27 protein-coding genes are annotated in these 25015 nt (G+C 48.4%); 14 read left to right on the forward strand and 13 right to left on the reverse strand.

All coding sequences use genetic code 11. The features are described from left to right. Positions 1-86 precede the first annotated feature (86 nt). The gene (locus tag H615_RS0120155; protein ID WP_027956803.1) at positions 87-551 is read right to left on the reverse strand and encodes a MarR family winged helix-turn-helix transcriptional regulator; all 465 of its coding nucleotides are present in this window, start codon (positions 549-551) and stop codon (positions 87-89) included. A gap of 94 nt (positions 552-645) precedes the next feature. Further along, positions 646-1569, reverse strand: coding sequence for a YegS/Rv2252/BmrU family lipid kinase (locus H615_RS0120160; protein ID WP_027956804.1), 924 nt, complete (start codon positions 1567-1569; stop codon positions 646-648). A 395-nt stretch (positions 1570-1964) separates the two neighbouring features. On the opposite strand from H615_RS0120160, the gene H615_RS0120165 reads away from it, so the two are divergent. The 7 genes from H615_RS0120165 to H615_RS21710 all read left to right on the forward strand — a co-directional run bounded on the left by H615_RS0120165 (position 1965) and on the right by H615_RS21710 (position 10021). Further along, positions 1965-2417: a MarR family winged helix-turn-helix transcriptional regulator gene (locus H615_RS0120165; RefSeq protein ID WP_035532851.1), complete on the forward strand. Its 453-nt coding sequence runs from the start codon at positions 1965-1967 to the stop codon at positions 2415-2417. Continuing rightward, positions 2414-3790 carry an MATE family efflux transporter gene (locus tag H615_RS0120170; RefSeq protein ID WP_027956806.1) on the forward strand — a complete coding sequence of 459 codons (1377 nt, stop codon included), beginning with the start codon at positions 2414-2416 and terminating at the stop codon, positions 3788-3790. Before H615_RS0120165 ends, H615_RS0120170 begins: the two co-directional genes overlap by 4 nt. 176 nt (positions 3791-3966) lie before the next feature. Further along, positions 3967-4638, forward strand: a complete 672-nt coding sequence (locus tag H615_RS0120175; RefSeq protein WP_027956807.1) for a hypothetical protein — start codon at positions 3967-3969, stop codon at positions 4636-4638. A gap of 22 nt (positions 4639-4660) precedes the next feature. After that, positions 4661-5932: an efflux RND transporter periplasmic adaptor subunit gene (locus H615_RS0120180; RefSeq protein WP_027956808.1), complete on the forward strand. Its 1272-nt coding sequence runs from the start codon at positions 4661-4663 to the stop codon at positions 5930-5932. A gap of 257 nt (positions 5933-6189) precedes the next feature. Continuing rightward, positions 6190-7200, forward strand: a complete 1011-nt coding sequence (locus H615_RS0120185; RefSeq protein ID WP_027956809.1) for an LLM class flavin-dependent oxidoreductase — start codon at positions 6190-6192, stop codon at positions 7198-7200. A 140-nt stretch (positions 7201-7340) separates the two neighbouring features. Further along, complete coding sequence (locus H615_RS0120190; protein WP_027956810.1) at positions 7341-8288, forward strand: BMP family lipoprotein; 948 nt, start codon at positions 7341-7343, stop codon at positions 8286-8288. A 17-nt stretch (positions 8289-8305) separates the two neighbouring features. After that, complete coding sequence (locus H615_RS21710; protein ID WP_051254792.1) at positions 8306-10021, forward strand: methyl-accepting chemotaxis protein; 1716 nt, start codon at positions 8306-8308, stop codon at positions 10019-10021. A gap of 13 nt (positions 10022-10034) precedes the next feature. Here the strand turns inward: H615_RS21710 and H615_RS0120200 are convergent, their stop codons facing one another. Both H615_RS0120200 and H615_RS0120205 read right to left on the reverse strand, forming a co-directional pair. Next, positions 10035-10286, reverse strand: coding sequence for a DUF2164 domain-containing protein (locus H615_RS0120200; protein WP_244877785.1), 252 nt, complete (start codon positions 10284-10286; stop codon positions 10035-10037). A 27-nt stretch (positions 10287-10313) separates the two neighbouring features. Continuing rightward, complete coding sequence (locus H615_RS0120205) at positions 10314-10901, reverse strand: class I SAM-dependent methyltransferase (protein ID WP_027956812.1); 588 nt, start codon at positions 10899-10901, stop codon at positions 10314-10316. A gap of 161 nt (positions 10902-11062) precedes the next feature. On the opposite strand from H615_RS0120205, the gene H615_RS0120210 reads away from it, so the two are divergent. Genes H615_RS0120210 through H615_RS0120230 form a run of 5 tightly spaced genes read left to right on the forward strand, consistent with a single transcriptional unit; the run spans position 11063 to position 15532 of the window. After that, positions 11063-12289, forward strand: coding sequence for an ABC transporter substrate-binding protein (locus tag H615_RS0120210; RefSeq protein WP_027956813.1), 1227 nt, complete (start codon positions 11063-11065; stop codon positions 12287-12289). Beyond that, positions 12270-13130 carry an ABC transporter permease gene (locus tag H615_RS0120215; protein ID WP_027956814.1) on the forward strand — a complete coding sequence of 287 codons (861 nt, stop codon included), beginning with the start codon at positions 12270-12272 and terminating at the stop codon, positions 13128-13130. Before H615_RS0120210 ends, H615_RS0120215 begins: the two co-directional genes overlap by 20 nt. Continuing rightward, positions 13127-13927, forward strand: coding sequence for an ABC transporter permease (locus tag H615_RS0120220; protein ID WP_027956815.1), 801 nt, complete (start codon positions 13127-13129; stop codon positions 13925-13927). Before H615_RS0120215 ends, H615_RS0120220 begins: the two co-directional genes overlap by 4 nt. Further along, positions 13924-14895, forward strand: a complete 972-nt coding sequence (locus tag H615_RS0120225; RefSeq protein ID WP_027956816.1) for an ABC transporter ATP-binding protein — start codon at positions 13924-13926, stop codon at positions 14893-14895. The genes H615_RS0120220 and H615_RS0120225 overlap by 4 nt, the downstream gene beginning before the upstream one ends. Further along, complete coding sequence (locus H615_RS0120230) at positions 14888-15532, forward strand: TVP38/TMEM64 family protein (RefSeq protein ID WP_027956817.1); 645 nt, start codon at positions 14888-14890, stop codon at positions 15530-15532. Before H615_RS0120225 ends, H615_RS0120230 begins: the two co-directional genes overlap by 8 nt. A 54-nt stretch (positions 15533-15586) precedes the next feature. Here the strand turns inward: H615_RS0120230 and H615_RS0120235 are convergent, their stop codons facing one another. The 4 genes from H615_RS0120235 to H615_RS0120255 form a co-directional block, all read right to left on the reverse strand. Continuing rightward, the gene (locus tag H615_RS0120235; RefSeq protein ID WP_027956818.1) at positions 15587-16669 is read right to left on the reverse strand and encodes an FAD-dependent oxidoreductase; all 1083 of its coding nucleotides are present in this window, start codon (positions 16667-16669) and stop codon (positions 15587-15589) included. A gap of 58 nt (positions 16670-16727) precedes the next feature. Beyond that, positions 16728-17045 carry a thioredoxin family protein gene (locus H615_RS0120240; RefSeq protein WP_027956819.1) on the reverse strand — a complete coding sequence of 106 codons (318 nt, stop codon included), beginning with the start codon at positions 17043-17045 and terminating at the stop codon, positions 16728-16730. Between the two features lie 81 nt (positions 17046-17126). Beyond that, positions 17127-17945, reverse strand: a complete 819-nt coding sequence (locus H615_RS0120245; protein WP_027956820.1) for a DUF368 domain-containing protein — start codon at positions 17943-17945, stop codon at positions 17127-17129. A gap of 122 nt (positions 17946-18067) precedes the next feature. Continuing rightward, positions 18068-19585, reverse strand: coding sequence for a glycine betaine uptake BCCT transporter (locus H615_RS0120255; protein WP_027956821.1), 1518 nt, complete (start codon positions 19583-19585; stop codon positions 18068-18070). 344 nt (positions 19586-19929) lie between these two features. On the opposite strand from H615_RS0120255, the gene H615_RS0120260 reads away from it, so the two are divergent. Together H615_RS0120260 and H615_RS21715 are read left to right on the forward strand one after the other, a co-directional pair. Beyond that, positions 19930-20481, forward strand: coding sequence for a GNAT family N-acetyltransferase (locus H615_RS0120260; protein WP_027956822.1), 552 nt, complete (start codon positions 19930-19932; stop codon positions 20479-20481). A 103-nt stretch (positions 20482-20584) separates the two neighbouring features. Beyond that, entirely contained in the window at positions 20585-22117 is a 1533-nt protein-coding gene (locus tag H615_RS21715; protein ID WP_035532856.1) for a BCCT family transporter, read from the forward strand. Positions 22118-22161: 44 nt separating this feature from the next. On the opposite strand, the gene H615_RS22470 is transcribed toward H615_RS21715, so the two are convergent. The 5 genes from H615_RS22470 to H615_RS0120290 all read right to left on the reverse strand — a co-directional run bounded on the left by H615_RS22470 (position 22162) and on the right by H615_RS0120290 (position 24956). Beyond that, complete coding sequence (locus H615_RS22470) at positions 22162-22311, reverse strand: hypothetical protein (RefSeq protein ID WP_156896545.1); 150 nt, start codon at positions 22309-22311, stop codon at positions 22162-22164. Positions 22312-22323: 12 nt separating this feature from the next. Continuing rightward, the gene (locus H615_RS0120275) at positions 22324-23349 is read right to left on the reverse strand and encodes an AimR family lysis-lysogeny pheromone receptor (RefSeq protein WP_027956823.1); all 1026 of its coding nucleotides are present in this window, start codon (positions 23347-23349) and stop codon (positions 22324-22326) included. A 108-nt stretch (positions 23350-23457) separates the two neighbouring features. After that, positions 23458-24069 carry a metal-dependent hydrolase gene (locus H615_RS0120280; protein ID WP_027956824.1) on the reverse strand — a complete coding sequence of 204 codons (612 nt, stop codon included), beginning with the start codon at positions 24067-24069 and terminating at the stop codon, positions 23458-23460. 69 nt (positions 24070-24138) lie between these two features. After that, a complete protein-coding gene (locus H615_RS0120285; protein WP_027956825.1) occupies positions 24139-24423 on the reverse strand; it encodes an iron-sulfur cluster assembly accessory protein in 285 nt (94 codons plus the stop codon). Positions 24424-24539: 116 nt separating this feature from the next. After that, positions 24540-24956 carry an organic hydroperoxide resistance protein gene (locus H615_RS0120290; RefSeq protein WP_027956826.1) on the reverse strand — a complete coding sequence of 139 codons (417 nt, stop codon included), beginning with the start codon at positions 24954-24956 and terminating at the stop codon, positions 24540-24542. Positions 24957-25015: the final 59 nt, after the last annotated feature.

Genomic DNA, 25015 nt, shown 5'->3' on the forward strand with positions numbered 1-25015 from the left:
ATAATCAAGCGCATGCATCTGTAACATCTTTATACCCCCTTTGTCTTTAGTCTTACGTCCATCATAACGGATAATCTGAAAATTGGCTACTCTTTTTGGTGACCGGCATTTTTTCCGAGTTTCTTCAGCAGGTCAATCGCCGTTGTTTTCTCCTCATCTGTCAGGCCGCTCATAATAGATTCAATCTGCTGCCAGTGATCCGGAAAGATGCCGTGAAGCAGTTCCTTGCCCTCTTCCGTAATCGACGCATACGTAATCCGGCGGTCAGTCGGACATGGGACACGCTTCAAAAACCCTTTCTTTTCAAGCTTGTCTACCACATACGTAATGCTGCCACTGGCAAGAAGGATCTTCTCGCCGATTTTCTGCAGCGGCTGATCCCCCTGATGGTATAGAAGCTCAAGTACACCGAATTCCGTCGGGTTTAATTCATAACGCTGAATATCGTCCTTCACTAAATCACCGATGGCCCGCTGCGCCTTAGATAAGACGACAAACAGCTTCAATGATGGATCTTGTTTCTTTTTCAAGTATAATTCATGTTCGTTCATCCGGTTCGCCCATCCTTTTTAAAAGATAGAGATAGTATAAGTTTAACAAATTCGCACTGTCAATCAGGACACGGACGGATAAGCTTGAAGGCCTTTATAGATCAGTTGTCGTTCGAAGGGCGTTCGGACCGCCTCCTAAAAAAGTGAAATGGCCCGGGAGCACCCCGATTTGTGCAGGCGTCTCTGTCTTAATTTCGCCGTCCATATCCACTTCTTCATCCGTCTCCGTTTCAATGGTAATATGCTGTCCCTGACGATAGCTGAGGTCCTGGAATTTCTGATCGACAGAGCGTTCTCTTCCCATGGCCAGCCACTCTCTGAATACAGCCAGGCTGGAATTTTTGACGATCAACACATCCAACTTCCCGTCCTGCAGGTCGAGCGATGACATCGGAACTTTCCGGGTACCGATGAACTGCCCATTCATAACAAGGATCATCACCGCTTCCCCCTCCAGTTTTTCTCCATCGACAGTCAATGAAAAACGAAAAGGTTCGGATCGGTTCACTGTTTTCAATGCACTGATGAAATAACTGAGCACACCCAGACGGTTTTTCTGGTTTTCATCGATGTTGAACGATGTCTGGGCGACGAGGCCGATGCCCCAGAAGTTGATGAAATACGTATCTTCTGTTTTTCCCGCATCCACCTTTACAGCCTCCCCCTTCATAATGGACGCAGCTGCCTGATCCAGACGCTGCGGAATATCAAGGACACGGCTGAAATCATTGCATGTTCCGGCGGGAAGCACACCGATCACCGGTCGCTTTTCCAGTTCCGCCATGTTGTTGATGCATTCATGGATCGTCCCGTCTCCCCCAAGGATTAGGAATACATCGGTTTCCGGACCATACGTCCTGCAAACGTCACGAAGTTCTTCCAGCGAGGCCGTCTGTATCACACGCAGATCCTTGACCTCTTTACTAACTTCAGGAAGAACCTGTCTGAGTGCAGGTGTGATTTCATTTTCTTCTTTATTTCCGTTATATAGAAGTATCCCGGTTTCAAATCGCGGCATATTATCCCTTCCTTCCTCCTTACATAATTGACGAAAAGCGCACCTTTGAAACGATTTCCTCTATTTTCATTCCACTCCCTCCCAAGCAAATCCTTTCGGCGTCTAAGTAAATAGACAGGACGTTCTCTCTTTGTGAAAACCGCTGGGTTCCCCTTTTGAACAGGAATCATCAAAATGAGGACGCTGACTTTTTCCATAGAGGATCTCAGGAGAACATCACCGGAAATTACGCTGTATTTCTCACTATTCCTCCATATCATCCATTGTACACCACTTCTTTCCTCCACCTGTCGGCTTGTCTGTCAGAACAAGCCGCACCCATCCACCAAAGCAGAAGGGTTTACGAATAGTCTTCTTTGTTTTATACTATATTTTGTTTAGGGGGCTAAGTAATTATGAAAAAGCAGATGGATGAATCACTGGGATATCAGATTCATATGGTTTCCCATTTTCTAAGAAACGTATATAACGAACGGCTCGGGGAGTATGGATTGACCCATGCACAGGGCAAGGTCATCCACATTTTAGCCAGAGAAGGCGAGCAGCCACAGGTGGAACTCCAGAAACGGCTGCATATCAAGCCTTCCTCTATGAACGGCGTTGTGGAGTCTCTCCTTAAATATGAAAGAATATCAAAACGGCCGAGTGAAGAGGATAAGCGCACAAAACTGATTACTCTGACAGAAGCCGGCATGGAACTCCACGAAATGATAGTCACAACCATTAAGGAAATTGAAACAGAAGCTTTCGCTGACCTCTCTCAAGAGGAACAGCAGATCATGACATCCTGGTTGAAAAAAACCCAGGAACGCATAAAGTCACAAACAGCAGGGAGAGAAAACGAATGAAAGAACAAAGCCAGCGTTTAGGCACCCAGCCTATACCAAAGCTGTTGGCCAATTTGTCCATTCCAGCGATGATCGGAATGTTCGTTATGGCGCTTTACAACGTCATTGATACATTATTCATCGCACGCGGTGTCGGAATTCTCGGAGTATCAGGTGTGAGCATCGGCTTCCCGGTTATGATGATCATCATGGCCATTGCCGCAGCCGTCGGTATTGGTGGTGCTTCCGTTATTTCACGGAGGCTTGGAGCAGATAAAAAGGACGAAGCTGATCTTGTTTTCGGAAATGTCCTGATCATGATTGTTCTCATAAGCAGTGTCGGCTTCATCGGCGCATTCACCTTTTTAGAGCCGCTCCTTACCATTTTCGGAGCTACAGAGAACATCATGCCGTATGCGAAGGATTATTTATTCCCGATCATGGTCGGTTCGCTGTTCTTCTCCTTCGCCTTTGCGACCAACAACATCATCCGTTCAGAGGGGAATTCCAGGTTTGCCATGATCACGATGATCATTCCTGCGGTTCTGAACATCATTCTTGACCCCATCTTCATCTTCGGACTCGACATGGGCGTACAGGGGGCTTCCATAGCGACGGTCATTTCCCAGGCGACTGTATCGATTGTCGTTCTGAACTATTTCCTTAAAGGAAAATCCTCTCTAACAGTCAGAAGAGCCGCCTTGAAGCTTCAGACGAAGATCATCAAAGAGATCATCACCATCGGTATGCCGGCGTTTATCCGTCAGGTGGCTGGAAGCGCGATGATGATTGCTATCAACTTGATGCTTATCAAGTTCGGCGGCGAATTCGAAGTCGGTGTCTTCGGAATCGTCCAGAAGCTGGCCATGTTCACCATTATGCCGATGATCGGCGTCCTCCAAGGTATGCAGCCTATTATCGGCTACAACTACGGGGCACAGAATTATGAACGTCTAAAGGAAACCGTCAAGCTCGGAATGAAAGTCGTCACCATCATTTCTGGCGGTATTTTCGTTCTCATGATGGCTTTCCCGAATGTATTGATGATGATTTTCACAGGAGATCAGGCGACGATCGAAACCGGGGCTCACGCCATCCGGATTATGTTTGCCTTTGCCGTCCTGATTGGCGCTCAAGTCGTGAGCGGTGGTCTTTACCAGGCTCTCGGTATGGCCAAACCGGCGATGATCCTGTCTATGGCCCGACAGGTGCTGTTCCTGATTCCGCTGGTACTGATCCTCCCGAATTTCTTCGGTGTTACAGGTGTATGGCTTGCCTTCCCGGCGGCCGATCTTCTGGCGTTTATTTTATCCATGATCTTTCTTTACAGAGACCGATCCCTTTTCTTCAAACCGAAACGCGGGGCATCCAATTACGAAACGGCCCCGTCTTGATCAACAGCCCGGCGGCTTGACGCCGGGTTTTTTATTTTTCTGCAGAAGAACCTGAATGAGGACCGCATGGTTCTCCATCTTTTCCCAAAGATTCTCAGCAATGGATAGCAACCCATGACATTTTCCGTTAAAATGATACAGAGAATGCTATTTTTCACTGGTAAAGGATGAAGTGTATGACTTACTCGGTCCACTTGATCAAACTGTTCATCCGCCGTGATGATCATTTGTTCAAGCTGAATGAAGCAGAAAAATTGAAAAACGTCTGGAATCTATTATTCTTTTTACTCGCTCTCACTTTACTCACCTTTGTCTGGACAGCCTGGCTCGGTCTGGGTACCGATGCGATTTCCGCAAATATGACAGAATTGACCCGGACTGATTATGAACTGAGAAAAGCATGGTTCCTGATCGGCAGAGCTGCATACGGGCTGCTGTTTTTTTTATTCCTTTTATTTATCTCTTCGTTTTTTTACTGGTTATTCAATCATGTATCCTACAAAAAGCTGATCATTCTACAAATGAACGTCCTGCTCGTTATGCTTCTTGAGCGTGTAACCTGGGTGCCGTTGATGGTCTATGCAGGAATCGACTGGTATGTATCACCTCTTTCCTTTGGTGTTGCAGCCTCCTACTTCACTTCTCTGGAGTGGGTCATTTATTTTTTCGGTTCCATATCCCTTTTCCAGCTGTTTATCATCTGGTATCAGGTCAAATGCCTTTCCCGGCTGTCCAGAACAAAAATCGGCTGGATCTGGACCGGCGTCATTTTCTGGCATTTATTGCTGTGGGCTGGAACCTCCGCCCTTGCCTATTACGATTTGTATCTTCTTTATTTAATAAGGTAGGAAAGCCGCAGGTGGACATATTATGAAGAAAATTAACATTAAAGGAAGAATGACCGGATTGTTGATCATCGCTTTTATTACGACGAATGCCCTGTTGATTTATTTGGACGAAGACGACAGAGTGGACCGCAAATCCTATCTCCATACATGGTCGCAGGCGGTTACATATGACCTCTTTGAAAGAGTGGAAACCAAAGGCGTCTTCACATCGCAGGAATCTGTCCCGGTTTACTTTGACGGCGCAGATGGTTCCTTCCAGCAGTTTCTCGTAAGCGAGGGGGACAAGGTGCAGGAAGGCGATGACCTTTATACCTATCAAGTTGAAGACTACGCTGCAGAGGAATCCCGTCTCCAAGGAGAAGTGCAGCGTATCCAGGAAGAAATAACAGCCGTCGAGGACTATATGGATAAACTGGAGGCCTATGATATCCCTGATTCCTCATCTACAACAGACCGGTCCACTTCTTCCTTTTTAGGAGAAGACAGGAATCCTGCCGAGGAAGAAAGCTCTTCTTCCCCGGATTCCTCTATAGAAGCGGAGTATCTCAAAGAGGAGGAACTTGCCAGACAGCAGGCCGAACTTTCCAAACAGCAGGGACTGCTTGAAATGGCGGAAGACCAGCTGGACCAGCTCCAGGAAACGGGAGAACAGATTACAGTCACCAGCCAGTTTTCAGGAACTGTAACCGATATCGATGAAGAACTCAACGCTCCCATCCTTACGATGAAGTCTGCCAATCTCGTATTGGAAGGCGAAATCCGAGAAGAAGACCGGACACAGGTGGAAGAAAACTTAACCGTTGATATCTTTGTACCGGAGCTTGAACTGGAAACGACCGGCACGGTAACGCGGGTGGACGAATTCCCGGAACAGACAGACCTTGGCGGGAAGAGCCGGTATCCATTCATCGTGACACTGGAAGAAGCTGATGAACAGCTTCTCCCCGGCTACCATGCGGAGATGCAGGTGATCACAGCGGAAGCGCCGCAAGCCGTCGCTGCCTTGGACGATGCCTTGACGACGGAAGAAAATCTGTACGCCTGGATCATGAATGAAGAGGGCATCCTGGAACGCCGGGAAGTGACAACCGGCATGGAGGAGGACGGACTTGTCCAAGTCGTATCCGGCCTCGAGGACGGGGAGTGGATGGCCGTTGCACCGAAGGACGAATTCCGTAACGCCTCTGTCTTTCTGACCTCTATGCAGGTGGAGGACCTTCCTATCAAAGACCTGATTGAACTGGATCAGTCAACGATGCTCAATTACGGACTTCTCGGACTTTTATCGAGGTAGTCACACAAAGAAGACGGCCGCCTGAGGCCGTCTTCTGCATGTAGAAAAACCCCCGTGTTTTGTACTGCTTTAAGGAACCGGTCAAGACGCTCTTCCAACCTAAAAAGACAGGCGGAAGATCCTTCCATTACAGCCGGAAGACAGAAGCAGGCAGCGGGGCATTATCACACACATTCCAAGCCATATGTATTGCATCTTTTACGTGTCCATGGGACGATAAAAGATAAATAAACCGTTTACTTCAAAGGGGGCCCACAATGAAATTAAGTGTATTGGATCAGTCCCCTGTTTTAGCTGGGACAGACCCACAGGAAGCATTAAGACAAACAACTGAATTAGCAGAATGGACCGACCGGCTTGGGTATCACCGATTCTGGGTATCCGAACACCACAGCACCGGCAGCCTTGCGGGATCTTCACCGGAAATTCTCGCCGCTCACCTGGCTGCTCATACAGACACCATACGAATTGGCAGCGGAGGCGTGCTTCTGCCGCATTACAGTCCGTTTAAAGTAGCTGAATCCTTCCGTGTTCTTGAGACTCTTCATCCGGACCGGATTGATCTGGGGGTCGGCCGGGCACCCGGAGGCCTGCCGAACATCAATCTTGCCTTGAATAAAGGGAACGTTCCGAATGTGGAAGGCTACCCTGCACAGGTTGAAGAACTGATTGCTTATCTGCATGGGCACGACCCGCACGGAATGGGGATACAGGCGACACCGACAGGCGATACTGCACCACCCGTATGGATGCTCGGTTCCAGCGGGACGAGTGCGCGGGTGGCCGGGGAGCTGGGAGCTTCATATTCCTTTGCCCACTTCATTAATGGCCGGGGCGGCACAAGAGCCATGGAGCGTTATTTCAACCATTTCACCCCTTCGCTGCAGCAGACCGAACCGGACGCCAATGTTTCTGTTTTCGTCGTATGTGCAGAAACGGATCAGCGCGCCGAGTATTTAGCATCAAGCCTGGATCTTGCTCTGCTTCAAATTGAAAAGGGTGGAAGACGCACCCACTTCCCTACACCGGAAGAAGCTCTTTCCCACTCCTACACTGTCTTTGAAGAGGAGCGCATCGCGGATAACCGCAAAAGGATGATTGTCGGTTCGATCGAGCGGGTGAAGGAAGAAATTGAGGAACTGGCTTCCCTTTACCAGGTAGATGAAATCATCGTCAATACGATTGTCACTCCATTTGAGGAGCGGCTGAAATCCTACGAACTGCTGGCCGGCGCTTTTGAACTGTCCACGTCCACCACTATGACCTGAGGTCGTAGTGGTTTTTTTTATGCTTTTCTCCACTTCCTATTGATTTCCACTCCGCATATGCCGATGTATATAGTTGTCAGACATCTCTTTCATAGCGAAGGAAATGATGTCAGCGGATTTTATACAGAGGAGTGAAATAGTTGAAGCGTTCGACCTTTTTTATTGTCCTATTTCTGTTTAGTTTTCTTATATCCGGCTGCAGCAGCGGTTCTGCTGAAGGAACGGAAGAGTCTGGAATCAGTGCAGGTCTGCTTGTCACTGAAAGCGGTCTCGGAGATGATTCTTTCAGTGACTCCGCTTTTCAGGGCCTTGAGCAAGCCCGCGATGAGTTGAATATAACGTTTGATTACCGTGAACCTTTTGACCAGAATTATGAAGCTCATGCCCGCGATCTGATTGATCAGGGGCACGATGTCATTATCGGTCTCGGGTATAACTCACAGCCGGCTGTCGATCAGCTGGCCGCCGAATTCCCTGACCAGGATTTCGTTTTGGTTGATGCCGTTTCCGACCAGCCCAATGTATCATCCATCACCTTTAAGGAAGATGAAGGAAGCTATCTGATCGGGTTAATTGCCGGTATGAAATCCAAAAGTGGTGTCGTAGGATTCATTGGAGGGGAAAACATTCCTGTCGTAAACCGGTTTGAAGAGGGATTCACAAAAGGAGTTCTGGAAGCCTCTCCCGACGCCGAAATATTGGTCAGCTATGCGGATACCTTTGATGATGACCAAAAAGGCGCTTCTCTTACGGCGGAGATGATCGATCAGAACGCCGATTATATTTTTCCAGCTGCCGGCTTTACAGGCATTGGTGTCCTGAAGGAAGCCGAAAAACAAGACATCTACGCTTTCGGAGTGGATAGTGATCAATTTTACACGGCGGAAGAATCCGTTGTGACGTCCATGCTGAAAAACGTCAATGTCGCTTTATATGGAGTGATGGAACAGTTGTCTGAAGGAGAAAACCTGGACGGCAGTGCCCGTACGCTCGGGCTTGAGGAAAACGGTGTGGGCCTTGCCCCCATCCGCCTTATCGATTTAAACGATCAGGAAGAGAAAACGCTCCAAAAATCTATGGGGCAGTAAAACGAGGAGGAAAACAAATGAGTATCAGCCGCAGACTATTTGTCATGACTTTGCTGCCTCTGGTGTTGTGTATCATTTTAATCGGTGTGATTGTGTTTCAAATGATTGGATTGCAGCGCTCTACGAATGAAGATATCCAGGTGCTCCTGGATGGTAAGGAACTTCACGGGCAGCTCGTCCGTGTAGAACAAGCCTTGACGACGTATGGATACAACCCTTCCGAAGCTTCCAAACAGGAAGCCTTCACCCAGGTGGAGCAGACGAAGCAGCTGTTTCAGGCTGTGGAGCCGCTCATTGTCACCGATACACAGCGGCAGTGGTTTGACCAGGCCCAGGCGAAATTCAACGATTGGGAAGGCCTTGCCACGGAAGCTTTGAATACTGATGACACGAATGAGATTCAGCGGCAGGCATCAAGAACAGCCGGGTTAATCAATGATGTGTACATGCTTCAGCGGGAATCACAGGCATGGTATGAAAACAAAATGGAGGCACAGCAACAGACGATCGGTCAGTTGATTCTGTTCACCATCATTGCGGCCGTTGTCTTAATTATCGGCACCTTGTACTCCACTTTCCGCCTGACCGCACATATCGCCCGCCCCGTCCGGCAGCTGGCCGCCCAGGCTGCTGATGTGGCCAAAGGGAACTTGACAGTGAACATCGAGGACGATCCAAAGAAAAACGATGAAATCGGCCAACTGACCCAATCCTTCCGTGTCATGGTGGAGAACCTTCAGGAGACGGTTCAGTCCGTAGACGAAATCGGACAGAGCGTCAAAACATTCAGTTCCAGATTGAATCAGGAAATGAACGGCCTTTCGGAAATATCCAGCCAGGTGGCTCATTCAACGGATGAACTGGCCCAGGGGAGCCAGTCGATCTCCAACGACGTTCAGGATGCCGCTGTATTGATGGAGGATCTGGACGGCCGCTTTGCGAAGAACCGTAATGACGGACAGGAATCAAGGGAAATCAGCACACAGGCCCTTCATTCTGTCGAGGAAGGGCAGAACAGTCTGATGAATCAGCGGACATTGATGGATCAAAATACGGCGTCTTTAGCAAAAGTCGAAACATCGGTGCACCAATTCATTCAATACACCGATCAAATTGAATCGACTGTACACCTTGTGAACGATATCGCCAGCCAGACCAACCTGCTTGCCTTGAATGCAGCCATTGAAGCTGCACGTGCGGGAGAGCATGGAAAAGGATTTGCCGTTGTAGCTGAGGAAGTGCGCAAATTAGCCGACCAATCCACCGCTGCGACAGCAGACATCTCCGATATGGTGTCACAAATCCGGAGCGGCGTGGATACGATCCGCAGGGAAATGACGGAAACTGTTCAGGTGACAGAACAGCAGAACACGTCTGTTTCTGCATCAAAAGCCGCCTTTGACCAGATCAGTACGTATGTTCATACAATCGACCAGCACCTGGAAGCCCTCGTACAAGGGCTCGATCAGTCCCGTCACCAGAGCACAGATGTTCATGCGGCCTTTGAAAACGTAAGCAGTGTCATCCAGCAGACCGCAGCAGGAACCGAGGAAATCTCAGCTTCTACTGTGGAGCAGCAGTCCGCCTTCCAGCAGCTGCTTTTGGAAAGCGAACAGCTGGAAACGATGATCGGCCAATTGAATGAACAGATCCAGCAGTTCCAATGGCAGAAGGAACCGGAAACGACTCCCCCACCTGCCGATGAGGAAATCATCACCGCTTCAGCTTCCTGAAGCGGTGTTTTTTTTACCGCCGCTTCGGACGCCCGGCAGGACGCTCAAGGGAGCGAAGATCCTCATCTACATTCATGACCTTCTGTTCCACCATCCGTCGGGCATCCTCCACTCCTTTGTTATAAAAGAAAGGCCCCATTTCCTCTGCCATCTGATGAACCCATTGATCGGCCGCCAAATCACCAATGACCTCTCCACGCTCAAGCTCAAACCACTCTTTGATCCGTTCAGCCATGTATTCTTGTTGTTCTTTTTTCAACTTCATAACCATCCCCCTTTTCCCTCTATCCTATCACACCATCCCTGTGACACAGACCGCTTTATTCGGCTTTTCAGGACGGATATGGATGCAGACATCCCGGAACCCTGCTTGCACCAGCATCGCCTTCATCTGGCCCCCCAGGATATGTGTCGTATCATCTCCCGCCCCCTCTTCGTGAGGACGGAGCGTTAAGGCTATTCTTCCGTTTTGATTCATGTTTGTATACAAATGGGCCAGTATCTCTTCCGGGTCTTCCCAGAAGGTGACATTGTTAACGGCATAGACTTTATCCATCGGACGGTGGAACTGGACCAGGTCTTCAGCCCGTCCGTGAATGACGCCCACCTGCGCAGCATTATTGAAGCTCCGCCATTTATGCAGAACCGTTTCGACCATCACCTCGGATGGATCCAAAGCGTAAAGACGGAGTCCCTGAATACTGGATGCCTGCTCTAACGCTTTTCCTGCTCCACATCCGATTTCAAGAACTTCCTCTCCTTTTTGCAGATCCAGAAACGATAGTGTCCACGCATTCAGCTTTTCATTTTCTTTTTCCATAAAATGTCCGGCAAGCTTCCCCATCCAGCCGGAAGGCCTTGCGAAATGTTGATACAGCATCGGTTCCCTCTCCTTTCTTTCCCGCTTCTTGTACCCGTCTTTAAGAACAGGTATGCCGATTGGTGAAAAGGGTTTAGTTTCCTTCCCGGGCGTTTGTTTGTATGATAGATGACAGAGACTTGTACTTATTTTTTTATAAAATGATCCTAAGGGGGAAAATCATGAAAAAGTGGAGCATTCTTATGCTGCTGTTCACACTATTACTGGCCGCCTGCAGCGGCGGCGGTTCCCAGAAAGAAGCATGGAAGGATATGTCCTGGGAAACCATTGAAGAAGAGGCCGACGGCACGGAGGTGCGTCTCTATATGTGGGGCGGCGATGAAGGGATCAACCGCTACATTGATGAATGGGCGGCTCCCCGCCTGAAAGAAGCACACAACATAACCCTGGAGCGTGTTCCTATGGATGCGGCGGAAATACTCCAAAAACTCCAGACAGAGAAACAAGCCGGGAAACAGGACGGCCCGATCGATGTGATCTGGATCAATGGGGAGAACTTTAAAAATGCGAAAGAAAACGAACTGCTGGCAGGATCGTTTACAGACAAGCTGCCTGCTTTCAATGAATATTACGACACAGAAGATCCAGCTTTCCAGACCGATTTCGGAACATCTGTAGAAGGGATGGAAGCTCCGTGGGGCAAAGTCCAGTTCGTCTTTCACTATGACGCCGACCGGATCAGTGAGCCTCCTTCCTCTTTTGAGGAACTGCAGAACTGGATTCATGACAACCCAGGAATGTTCACTTATCCGAGAGCGGAGGACTTTTCCGGGAATGCTTTCTTACGCCACGTCTTATATGCCCAGGCGGAAGAACCATCAGATATTTATGAGAATCCCTTGAATGAAGCTGATATCCAGCCGGCAGCGGATCGCACATGGGCTTACCTCAAGGATATTCAGCCGGATTTATGGCGTTCCGGAAATCACTACCCGAATGACTTAACAGAGCTGGATCGCTTATATAGTCAGGGAGAAGTCTTGATGACGATGGGCTACAATGAGTCCCGGGCGGAATCCTTGGTCGCTGATGGAGTGTTCCCGGAATCCACCCGTTCGTTCGTCCTGGAGCCAGGTTCTATTGGAAATACACACTTTTTGAGCATCCCCTTCAATAGTTCCAATCCTCCCGGAGCGCTGGCTGCCATTAACTTCCTGCTTTCACCGGAAGCCCAGCTGGCCAAGTTCAAGCCGGATTACTGGGGAGAAAACACTACGATCAGCTTAGATCAACTACCCGAAGATATGAAACAGAAATTTGAAGCGGTGGATAGAGGGGACAGCGTTCTTTCCACAGAAAAGCTGGAGGAAAGCTTCCTTCCTGAATCAGAAGCCGCTTATGTCGAATGGATGAAAGAGCAGTGGTTTGATGAAGTCGTTCAACCTTAAACATTCTCTCCTTTTCCTGCCGGCTGTCCTGTTTATGCTCCTTCCTCTTTACGGGCTTCTGACAGCTGTCTTGAACAGCTTCGGCCGGCACAGAGGATGGACACTGGACTATTACCGGCAGATCTTTGAATCCAACCGGTTTGTTACGTCTCTTGTTTTCAGCCTGCAGACAGCCTTGATCGCCACCCTGTTGTCTATTCTTATCGGGATCGCTTTCACACGCAGTTTTTATCCCATCCTGGAAAAAATGGCACCAAGGGTGAGTGTATGGATACCGATGCTGTTCCCGCACTTTGTCTGGGGCTATATGGTCATTCTCCTTCTTTCGGAAACCGGAGTGGCCGCTCAGCTGTTAACGGCTGCCGGCTGGATAGCTGACCCTCAGCAATTTCCGATACTCACAAGGGACCCTGACGGAATCGGCATCATCTTAACCTATGTATGGAAAGAGGTTCCCCTTGTCATCTTGATGCTGCTGCCAGTGTATGCTTCAATCCGGCCGGAATACTATGCACTCGTCGATACACTTGGAGGGTCCGCTTGGAACAGAATCACTGCGGTTGAACTGCCTCACCTGCTTCCGGTTCTGATGGAAACAAGCCTGATCATTTTCTCTTTCACCTTGTCGGCTTATGAAGTGCCCGCTCTGTTGGGAACCACGTTTCCGGAGATGGTCTCCGTACTCAGCTATGACTGGTTTTACGGAAGCTCCTGGCAGAAACGTCCACTGGCGTTTGCCGCTATGGTCAGCATCAGCCTCGTCCTGCTGGTTCTATCCTTTATCGGATACGGGTACTTAAATAAAGCCAGATGGAGAGCTATGAGAGGAAGTCGTTCATGAAGCAGAACTCACATATATTTTTAGTGCTCACTCTCCTGTTTTTCCTTATACCGCTTCTCGTACTGGTCGCTCAGAGCTTCAGTGCGCCGTGGCGGTTTCAGACAGGCGCTGGACTGGACTGGGAGCTTCGCAGCTATGAACAGCTGCTGCAGAACCCGATGCTCTGGAAAGCCACATTCACGTCGATATGTATCGGCTTTGTCGTCCTGCTCCTGAATGTGCTGATTGGTGTGTTCACTGGCAAAGCGCTCACCACCGTCCCATTTAAAGGAAAACCCTGGGTGGAGGCTTTACTGCTGTCACCGATTCTTATCCCCGTCCTTGCGATCGCTATGGGTCTTCACATCTTTATGATCCGTGCCGGACTGGCGGATACAGCACTTGGTGTCATCATCATCCACCTTGTACCGACCGTCCCTTACAGCATTAAAGTATTTCACAACAGTTACCAGCAGATTGGACGGGCGATGCTTGAGCAGCCTCACATTCTCGGATCCGGATTTTTCAGGCAGCTGTTCACGGTGGAGCTGCCTCTCTTGAAACCGGCGCTTCGAAGTGTCACTTTTTTAACCATTGTCATCAGTCTGAGCCAGTACGCGATTACAGCTGTGATTGGCGGAGGACGTGTGCTGACGCTGCCTCTCGTATTCTTTCCATTTCTGGAAAATGCGGATGCTTCCGTCATGTCTGCGTTTTCCCTCTGGTTTGCTGTCATACCCGTATGGATGTATATCCTGGTGGAAGCTGCCATCCTTCTGCTTCCCTACTCTCGCCTGCCTTGGAGGAATAAAAGATGAGCCCGACTACATTAGAAGTGAAGCAATTGAAAAAAAGCTTTCAAGAAGACCTGATTCTGAACGGCCTTTCCTTTCAATTAAAGAAAGGGGAAATTCTCAGCGTTGTCGGTCCTTCTGGAAGTGGGAAAACGACGCTGCTCCGCGTCCTTGCCGGCCTCGAAACCCCAACACACGGGTCCCTCTGGATGAACGGAAAGGACATTACAGCTACAAAAGCCAACCGGCGGGATATCAGTCTCGTTTTCCAGCAGCCGCTTCTGTTCCCTCATATGACAGTAGAAGAGAATATTGTCTATGGAGCGAAAGTATCTAAGAAATATAACAAACAGAAAGTAGAAAGACTGCTTGAAGCGATCGGAATGAGCCGGTATAGAAACCATTTCCCTGCGGAAATATCCGGTGGTCAGCAGCAGCGGACAGCGCTTGCCCGCGCCATGGCGACTGAACCGGAAGTGATTCTTTTTGATGAACCGTTCAGCAGCCTGGATCCATCGCTTAGGCAGGACCTGCGCTACTGGGTCAGAGATTTCCTCGTTGAACAGAAAACGACAGCCTTGTTCGTCACACATGATATGGAAGAAGCTATGATCATGGGAGACCAGATTGCCGTCTTTCAGGACGGAACGTTTCAGCAGATTGGAGAAGCATCCGTCCTCCATCACCATCCTGCCAATCAAAAAGTCGCTTCCTTCATGGGCGGGCACCTGATCCTGAATGAAAACGAATTTGTCCCACTGGGGGACATACAGCTTTCCCCGGGCCATGGAGACGGCGAGGTACGCACATTCCAAGGGCGGATGGAGCACCTGACGTACCAGCACGGACATCCTGTCGCTCATATCAACGTTCCCGCCCTCGGCTCCAGAGTGGCGTTACCCGTTCAACAGGTTACAACGGATACAGAAGAAGTCACTCTGCACATCCCGACTTCCCGCATTCAACGATTTGAGGTGAACCAACATGAATAAAAAAACTCTGCTCCGTTCGCTTTTGTTCCTGACGATTTTTATTGCGGCGGCCTGGTTTGCCCGGAGCCGGTTTAACGTCGATCCACAAAACATCCGTGCCTACATCCTGTCGTTCGGCAGTATCGGCCCGCTCATTTTTATGGGACTGTATGCCATCGGTCCCATTGTCGTCTTTCCAACCTCCGTGCTCTCCTTGGCAGCAGCCTTTGCCTATGGCCTGTGGCCGGGTATGTTGTACATCGTCATCGGAGCGACAGGGGCAGGAATCACCGGATGGGTGATGGGGCGCTTCTTCGGGGATTCCGTGTTGAAGTTCCATCAGTCCAAATGGGCTTCTTCCATCTATGAGCGTATGAAAGGACAGGGATTTTTATATGTATTTGTCCTCAGACTCATCCCGCTTGTCGGATTTGATATCCTCAGCTATTTATCAGGGATGACGCGAGTGAAACTGCCACCCTTTATCCTGGCCACGGTCCTCGGTATGCTGCCCGGCACATTCGCCTACAGCCTTGTCGGTACCAGTCTTGCCAGTGGGGACAGGACGTTGATTTTCGCCGCCCTGAGCGTTTTTGCCCTTATTCTTGTAACGACTTACCTTTTCCGGAATAAAGTACGGGCCTGGTTGAAGATTTAATCATAAGAAAAGCCTTTGAACCATCCCTCTTCGGCATACGGTTCAAAGGCTTTTTTATTTGTATTTCGCCATAAATTCACGATCGATCTTATGCTTCAACTGCCATGCTTTGTGATTATGTGTATGCAGAGGTCCGTAAATCAAAAACCCTTTCCGATCTCCAGTCGAAAGAATATACAAAGCGTTCTTTTGAGGCACGAAGGTTTCCAGCGGCTGATGATGGAAGAAATTCTTTACGTTTTCCCATAAAACCGGGCCCTGACGAACGGCATAAACGCCGCTTTTCGGGAGATCAGGGTCGGTTTCCAGCGTGACACAATCTCCCGCTCCGAACAAATAGTCATAGTTTTTGAACTGCAGCGTTCGCGACACAAAAGCAAAACCACGATCATCCACATCCAGCCCTGCCCGCGTAAATATGGCATCCCCGACAGCTCCGCCCAGCCAGAGGACACCGGTGTGTCGGATTTTATTTCCTCTGCTGGTCTCAATGCTGGAATCCGTGACGGCTTTCACCTCTTCATCTTCCCACACCCGGACACCTTTTTTCTTCAGGATATGCTTCATCCGCGCCCGGACCCATTTAGGAGTATCCGGCAAAAGAGGTCCTGAAGTAACGAGACGTACCTGCCCCGGCCGCTGGTGCATATTTTTATAAGCCTGTATGGAAAGGGCCAGTTCCGTTCCGGCCGCTCCCCCTCCGACAATCAAAGGCTGAGGGGTTTCTCGTAGATCCTTCATGCGTTCAGTGAAAAGGTAGTTCGGTTTAATGGACTGGGCGGCCGTATGCTCGACGGACTCCGGCAGGCTGCGTGAGCCGATATCAAAACTGGCGGCATCAAAAGGGTAAACGCTACCATCATGGCAGATGATCTTCTTCTGTTCCGGCCTGATCGTCACAGCTGTCTTCTGAATCAGCTGAACACGGGCTCTTTTCGTGAGTGGACGAAGATCGACTCTCGTGTCTTCTTCTGTGTAGATTCCTTCGGTAAAACCGGAAAACATACCGGAATAATATTGATAGGGGGATGGTGTAATGAGGCACACATCCACATCAGGCAGACCGTGTTCAGTCAACTGCTTGAGCACTTCCAAATGAGCATGACCGGCGCCGACAAGCAGCAATCGTTTGGACATCCTTTCACCTCCTTATAAAAAACGCCCACATGGAACCAGCCATGTGGACGCTCACCCATTATAGGCTTGCCTGTAGGAATTCCTGCACTTCTTCCGGCGTTTTAGCATCCGCACTGTGCAGATGAGCGGTCTTTTGACCGTTTTGGAAAACCAACAGACTAGGAATGCCCATAACTTCATACTTTTCAGCCAGTTCAGGAAGCTGGTCACGGTTCACATCGTACCAGTGGTAACCATTATATTCCTCGATAATCGGACCGATAAACATGTCCATGCGGCGGCAGTCCGGACACCAGTCCGCCTGGAATTTCACGATGACCGGCTGTTCACTGGCAATCGTTTCGTTAAATTGATCCACGCTTTGAATAGATTCCATTCCTATCAATCTCCTTTAAGCAAGCTCTACCCTCATGATAATCAAATCACGCTCATTTGTCTTACTTTCCGCTCACGGATGCTAGTCCTTGTATTCCACACGGCCGAGCAGCCAGGCAGCAAGCAGTCCTGCAAGGAAAGTGACGATACTGACGATGAGAAGTCCTGTCGATTCAGGAACGCCGGGAAAGATGACAAACACGGAACCAATCACAAGGCCGATAATGACAGCAAAGGTTCCAGACGTGTAATTTTCCAGGAAAAACTTCACGATTTTACTCATAGAAACCAAACCAAGCAGAATGCCTAATCCGACCACGGCGATGATATCGATACGGAAATCCGAAATGCCTGAAGTCACGGTTGTGTACACACCGATGATCAGAAGGATGAACGATCCGCTGATGCCGGGAAGAATCATGGCACTGCTGGCAATCCATCCGGAAAAGAACAGCAGCAGGTATCCGGACAGTGTGATTTCCTCCATTGCCGTCGTTTCCGATGTCTGGAAGATGGCCATAGAAGCCACGACAGCAGCACCAATCAACAGCAGAATATAATGCTTCGCTTGAAATTTATTTTTCATGTCTGCTTTATGGGTCAAATAGGGAAGCACCCCGATAATCAATCCAAGAAAGAAAAACTGCGTCGGACCCGGGTAATGTTCAAACAGCCATTCAATGACGCTGGCCAGCAGCGCGATGGATGTGACAATCCCAAGACCGAGCGGCAGCAGAAACTTCAAATGTTTTTTCCATTCCTTACTGAAAAATCCGTTGATGGCCTCAATCAAACGATCATAAATCCCCAGAACTACAGCAATGGTGCCTCCACTGACGCCGGGAACGACATCGCTGGCTCCCATGAGAAGACCACGGTAAATATTTCTCCATTCCCACATGTTTCTTTACTCCTTTTTCACAGGCAGATATTTTTAGTCATTCTTTAAGCTTCCATCATACCTTGTCTTGAAGAAAAATACAAAAAGCAAAAGGCCCGGTTTCCCGGACCTTTTTTCATGCATCAGGCAGATGTTTTTTCCTTTTCCTCCTTCCCTTTTTCAAGAGCGGCCTTATCAGCGCGCAGCGCCTTGTAAAGGGAGACAACCATGAGAATCATGATGAAGGAAAACGGGAATGCGGCAGAAATCAGAGCATTTTGGAGCGCCTGCAGTCCTCCGGAATACAACAACACAGCCGCCATGGAAGACTGCACGATCCCCCATGCGAACTTGACCATCGTCGGCGGGGTGAGCGACCCGTTCGTCGTCTGCATGCCCAAGACGAAGGTTGCAGAGTCTGCAGATGTAATAAAGAACGTTCCAATCAGAGTCATAGCAATAATCGAAAGAATCAAACCTAATGGATAGTTATCAAACATTCCAAACATCGCCTGTTCTGTAGCCAGTCCGGCCAAGTCGGCATCGCCGGACTGCTGCACTTTAATCGCCGAGGAACCGAAGGTGGAGAACCAAAGGAATCCGACAACAGACGGAACCAGAAGGACACCGGACAAGAATTCCCGGATGGTACGCCCTTTGGAAACACGGGCAATAAAGATTCCGACAAACGGAGACCAGGCAATCCACCAGGCCCAGTAGAAGACAGTCCAGTCGTTGATCCATGCACGGTTTTCCTCATTATTCGGAGCCAGACGGAAACTCATCGTCGGCAGATTCTGCAAGTACGCCCCAATCGTATCCGTAAACATGTTCATTATGAAGAGCGTCGGCCCGACAATCAGCATAATAACAAGAAGAGCCAGCGCAAGGAACATGTTCGTATTACTTAAGTATTTAATGCCTTTGCTCAATCCTGTATAGGCTGACATCATGAACAGAACGGTAACAATCCCGATAATGATCAGCTGCACTCCAAAGGAATCCTCAATAGAAGTCAGGTAGGTCAGACCCCCATTAATCTGTGCGGCACCGAAACCAAGTGTTGTCGCTACACCCACAATCGTGGCGAAAACGGCAATGATGTCGACCAGCTTGCCGAGCGGTCCATTCATTTTATCTCCGAATATCGGCTCGAGTGTGGAGCTGATCAAAGCGGGAGCTCCGCGTCTGAATTTAAAATACGCAAGGACGAGGGCAACGATCGCGTAAATGCCCCACGCATGCACGCCCCAGTGGAAATAGACAAAGCGCATGGATTCATTCAACGCCGCTGCTGTACCGGTCTCCGCTGTGGGCGCATTATTTGCGTAGAAAAAAATCGGTTCCGCAGCCCCCCAGAAAACAAGACCGATCCCCATGCCTGCACTGAAAAGCATGGCAAACCAAGTGGCATAATTATAATCCGGGGTATCGCTTTCCTTCCCGAGCTTCATTTTACCGTACGGGCTGAATATCATATAAAGACAAAAAACGACGAAGCCTGTAACGATTAATAAATAATACCACCCAAAGTGAACAGAGATGTAAGACTGGATTTTACCTGTAATGGACTCCAGACTTCCCGGGGCCCATGCCCCCCAGATGACGGAAAATAATGCGATAGCCAGTGTAACCCAGAATACCGAGGTAACTTTTTGCATGATTTGCTCCTTTCTTCCTAAATAATGGTCATAGAGGATATGAAATGCGGGGAAAAAGTTGGGTCCTGCATAATTATCGAATACCCAAACCTAGAAAAATTAAACAATTGTCGTCATTTCCTGCATAAAAAAACAGCCCTTATGATGGATAAGGACTCCTCGGATCAAAGTGTACCAAATTTTCCCGCAAACTCAAAAAAACGTCAAAAGCCGACAGATCCATACTGTCCAGGTCATCCTTCAAAGTTGGATTATTGAAGAACTATGCACATGTGAGCCCTTATGACTACCCTTATTTTTCCATAAATCATCTGCTACAATGAACAAAAATAAGGAGGTGGATGATGTTAAAAGGACAGTTAGTCGAACTGCGTCCAGTCGGAAGACATGACTTGGACCATTTATACAGATGGGCGAACGACGAACAGCTGGCCGATCTGGGTCACGGCAGCTCTTCCGCCTATCAAAACAACAACCCGAAGGAAGATATCGAAGCGTTTTACGAAAAAAACCTGACCCATCAGGCGTTATGGGAAAAAGGCCGTGTCTTTATTGTGTACACCATCGGCACAAACGTTCCGATTGGAAAATGCGATTACAGAGCACTAAACCCTGTCACGCGTGCAGCGGAAGTCGGTATCAGCATCGGAGAACGTGCCTACTGGGGGCAGGGCTATGGACAGGATGTCTTATCCACCCTTTTAAAACACCTGTTCTATACGTTGAACCTTGAGCGTGTGCAGATGGATACGTGGAGCGGCAACACCCAGGCCCTGCGTCTTTATGAAAAAGCAGGCTTTGTCGAAGAAGGACGTTTGAGGAAGAATGAGTTCGTCCAGGGCTCTTATTATGATACGGTCCTTCTCGGTATGCTTAGAAATGAATTTGAAGCATAAAGAGAGACAAAGGTTTCTCAAGGAAAATGTAGGGAATTATATACACAACACTCCAGAACCCACCCCTTTTTTTCTCACGTCATTCTTATGAAAGGAGACGACGATGAAAGATCACCTGAAAAACCCTGTATTCCTCATTTCCGCTTCTGTGATTCTCGTACTTGTCGTAATTGGAGCGGTCAACCCGGAAGGTTTTGGTGCTGTAGCCGGAACCTTATTCGAATTCACCACCATCAATTTCGGCTGGTTTTACTTAATTTCTGTGTTCGGCTTCGTCATTTTCCTTGTTGGACTTGGCTTAAGCAAATACGGAAAAATTAAAATCGGCCCGCCGGATTCCAAGCCAGAATTCCCGTTCTTCACTTGGATCGGCATGCTTTTTTCCGCCGGTTTCGGTGTGGGCCTCGTTTTCTGGGGCGTTGCTGAACCGATGAGCCATTTCTTTGAAACACCGTTTTCTGAAATGGAAGCTCAGACAGAGGAAGCGGCGCGTGTCGCAATGGGCTACTCCTTCTTTCACTGGGGGGTTAACCAATGGTCCGTATTTACTATCGTCGGCCTGCTGATTGCTTTCCTGCAGTTCCGTAAAGAAAAAGACGGTTTGGTATCTACAGCCCTTGAACCAGTTCTCGGGAAGTCAAAGCCTGTCAAATACACCATCGACTCCCTTGCCGTGATTGCTACAGTCATGGGCATCGCCACTTCCCTCGGACTCGGCATCCTGCAGATGAATGGAGGATTGAATGCCGTCTTCGGTGTACCTAATAACACCACGATACAGCTTGTCATCACAGGCGTGCTTTTAATTTTATACTTAACTTCCTCCAGTACAGGGCTTGATAAAGGAATCAAGTGGCTCAGTAATTTGAATCTCGGCCTCTGTCTACTGCTGCTTTTGTTCGTTTTCATTGCCGGTCCTACAGTTTTCATCTTAAACAGCTTCACCCTTGGACTGGGAGATTATATTACGAACTTTGTGACCTACAGCCTTCGTCTCACCCCTTATGAGGGAGGAACATGGCTGAGAGAGTGGACGATCTTCTACTGGGCTTGGGTCATTGCCTGGTCCCCCTTCGTAGGTGCCTTTGTGGCCCGTGTTTCGCGGGGGAGAACGATCCGCGAATTCATTTTCGGTGTTCTCGTTGTCCCTCCACTTATTGCCTGCTTATGGATTGCAACATTCGGAGGAACAGCTTTGAACAGCGATCTGAATAATGGAACACAAATTGCGCAGGCCGTCAGCAATGACGTCACCGTAGCTCTTTTTGAAACCTATGAGTTTCTTCCGCTGACCGGAATCCTGTCGCTGCTGTCCATTTTCCTGATTGCTACGTTTCTAATAACATCTGCAGACTCAGCAACCTACATCCTTGCCAGTATGACGACGAACGGCAGTCTCACTCCTGCCCTTTTCATTAAGATTGTCTGGGGAGTACTGATGGCGGCCATCGCCGGTGTTCTATTGGTAGCTGGAGGTCTCGATGCGCTGCAGACAGCCTCTCTCGTATCGGCCCTGCCGTTCACGGTGATTATTATTCTCTTTATCTACGCCTTCCTGAAGATCATACGAAAGGAACCGCTCCCGCAGCGGAAGTATGATTCCAGCGAAGACAACAGTCATAAAAAGAATGCATAGATCAAAAAAACAGCTGTCCTGCAAAGGACAGCTGTTTTTCTTATTCAACCGATTCCTGGATCACCGGGATCATACATCACTTCTGCGTTTCCAGCTCTGCTGTCCTGAATTTCACTCATAAAGGCGGACGATGATAAAAAAAGAGAAAACATGAGAACGAAACCAACCACTGACGTTTGAAATGCTTTTTTCATTTTCACAGCCTCCTAACAGGTTTTTAAACGTTTCATATATTCCAACGGAACACGGGCGAAAAAGTGATCGCCCCTTTCTTTAATAAAGCGCGTATAGGAACGGTAAAGCATGTCCATATCCTGGTTGACGTAACCGAGGTAGCTTTCCTGAAAAGGTGTAGGGGTTGGAAGGGATTCCAATGCCTGACGCGCTTTTTCAAAGCGGCCGTCCGCCAGATCCAGATGAGCCTGTTCCACGACATCCGTCGTAGATACGCCGGCTGTACGGTGATGAAAGGCGGAAATGAACGGGATGGTATGAACACGGATCATATCCGCAAAAGAAGATAATTCGTACTGATCAGCAATCGCCAGCGCTTTCGTCAGCGGATCCATAGCTGAATCATAGCCGTTGAACAGCTGACAAAGGGCAAGAATGAAATACATACGGCTTTTCCGACGCGGCGAAAGCTCCGTATTGATCATTTTGTAGGCGTGCCGGCTGGCTAGAATTGGGTTGTCTGTTTTCCAATAATGATGAAATAAAAGCTCCTGGTACCGCTGATTGAGATAGTAGTACATCAATGGCTCATCCACGTTGGCCAACGCACGGTCACAATCGTCAATGTATTTGTCCAGGGCTGTAAAAACTTTCAGGTCATAATAAGCATAAATCATGAGAAAGAGATGAAGGCAGTGCAGGGAAGGATGACTGCATTGATACTGCTGCAGCAGGGTCAACTGCTCCTTTGACACGGGGGTTCTCACGCGTTGGAGCAGAAGGTTGTAAAGCGGAAGGACTTCCTGGTGTATGTAAGGAGAATGGAGCACGACAGCTAAGTCCTCGAAGAAATCATTCATATAAAAGAATTCAAGGCAGGCCAGCTGATCATCGATGTGAGTCGGAAAATCCCCAAGAATAACATCCCTTGTACGAAGCAGCGCTTCTTTTTGAGAGTGGATTTTAAGATTTTCCAGGTAAGTCATGTACAACGAGGATGTATGCCGCATATGCAGGCTGGCCAACGGTCTCGGCTCTATTAATTGGTGATCCTTCATCAGTCCAAGGACTCCTCTCCTATATCTATTACCATTTTATTGAAAATTCTACCATTTGTCTATATAAAGTTGAAGCACTGTTCAATCTTTAATCACCGATGAGGCAGATTAAAAGATGGTTGAGGTAAGGAACCAGACGTTCCATAGAACAAGACTGTAGACAATCATTTTCTCACTGGGCGATCCAGTACGGAATGTAATGAGGAACTGCTGGTGCTTTTTCGAGAACGGATAAAAAAGCGGGATGCCTTTTTTCGTCAAGTAATCACCGAACAAATGAGAAATGACTCCGACCACCAGCCCGGCAGCAAGAACACGTGGAACTTGGAAAGCTTGTTCAAGAATCGCACTGTAAACAATCAACAGGCCTACAAACAACAAGGAGTGAGTCATTTTTCTGTGCCCCCGGATCATAATAAGAACCGGAAGCAGCATCATAACAAATATCTTCAGTTCATCCCGGTATGTATTCAAATAAGATGGGAAAAACAAATAACACAAAAATGCGAGCGTAAAGATGGTTAGTAAGCCGCGCCAGAATTTCTGTCCGAATGTAGAGGTCGGTGTATCAATATCCGGCAGCAGCGAACCGATTAAAACAAACACTAAAAATAAGACCATTTGAAACGGCCGCTCGGAAACAACTTCAAAAGCAGGAATCAACGTCAGCGCGCCTACCCCGAAGGTGAAGCCGACAACCTGGTGTCCTGGTGCCATCATGGAGTATGCCGCTCCCCTTTCTTCTTTTTCAAGCTAAAAAAATAAACCCACACTAAAGTGGGCTTTCGGTTAACAGTCTTTCTCAGGAAGACCGGTCATTTGAAACTTCGGCCCTTCCATCGTCTGTTTTCCTTCTATAGTCAACGGTTCAATTAAATGAGCAATTCTCTGGTCAACAGCGACAGGAATCGAATTGATATAATGCAGTTCGTCATCGGCTTCAGGTTCGCCGAGTGTCATACCGATATCAGGCTCTCCGCATCCATATCCGGCAAAAAACAGCCGGAGGCCCGGTGCCTCTTCCTCTTCTAATATCTGCTGCAGTAAGTCACGCGCTTCATCGGTGATTTGCACAGCTCTTCACCCCTTCCATTATAAAATACCACACGCCTGATGGAAATAGAAATCATCCGCCTAAACACCCATAAAAAAATCCCGGGGAAAGTCCCGGGATTTTTCCTTCTTATCAATTATACCGCCTGAGCATTGATCTCTACATCAATGTTGCCGCGTGTAGCTTTGGAATAAGGGCATACTTTATGAGCTTCTTCTGCAAGCTCTTCTGCTTCTTCCTGGGATACACCTTTAATTTTCACATTAAGGACAACACCGACTTTAAAGCCATTGTCTGCTTCATCTTTCATGAGGCTTACATCAGCAGTGATTTCAGAATCGATATCCTTTTTCTGATTGCTTGCCACAAGGTTCAGAGCACCATCATAGCAGGCAGAATATCCTGCAGCAAACAGCTGTTCAGGGTTTGAACCTTTTTCTGAACCTTCACCCGGCATAGTCAGGTTCAGATCAATAAGACCGTCATCAGATTTTACGTGTCCATTACGTCCACCTTGGGCTGTTGCGTGCGCTGTAAACATAACTTTACTCATCATTATCACTCCTTGGCTAGTATAGAGACTCCATCCATTACATACCTCATCTTCCCTAA

Origin of the sequence: Halobacillus kuroshimensis DSM 18393, assembly GCF_000425705.1 — a bacterium.
Taxonomy (GTDB): domain Bacteria; phylum Bacillota; class Bacilli; order Bacillales; family Halobacillaceae; genus Halobacillus; species Halobacillus kuroshimensis.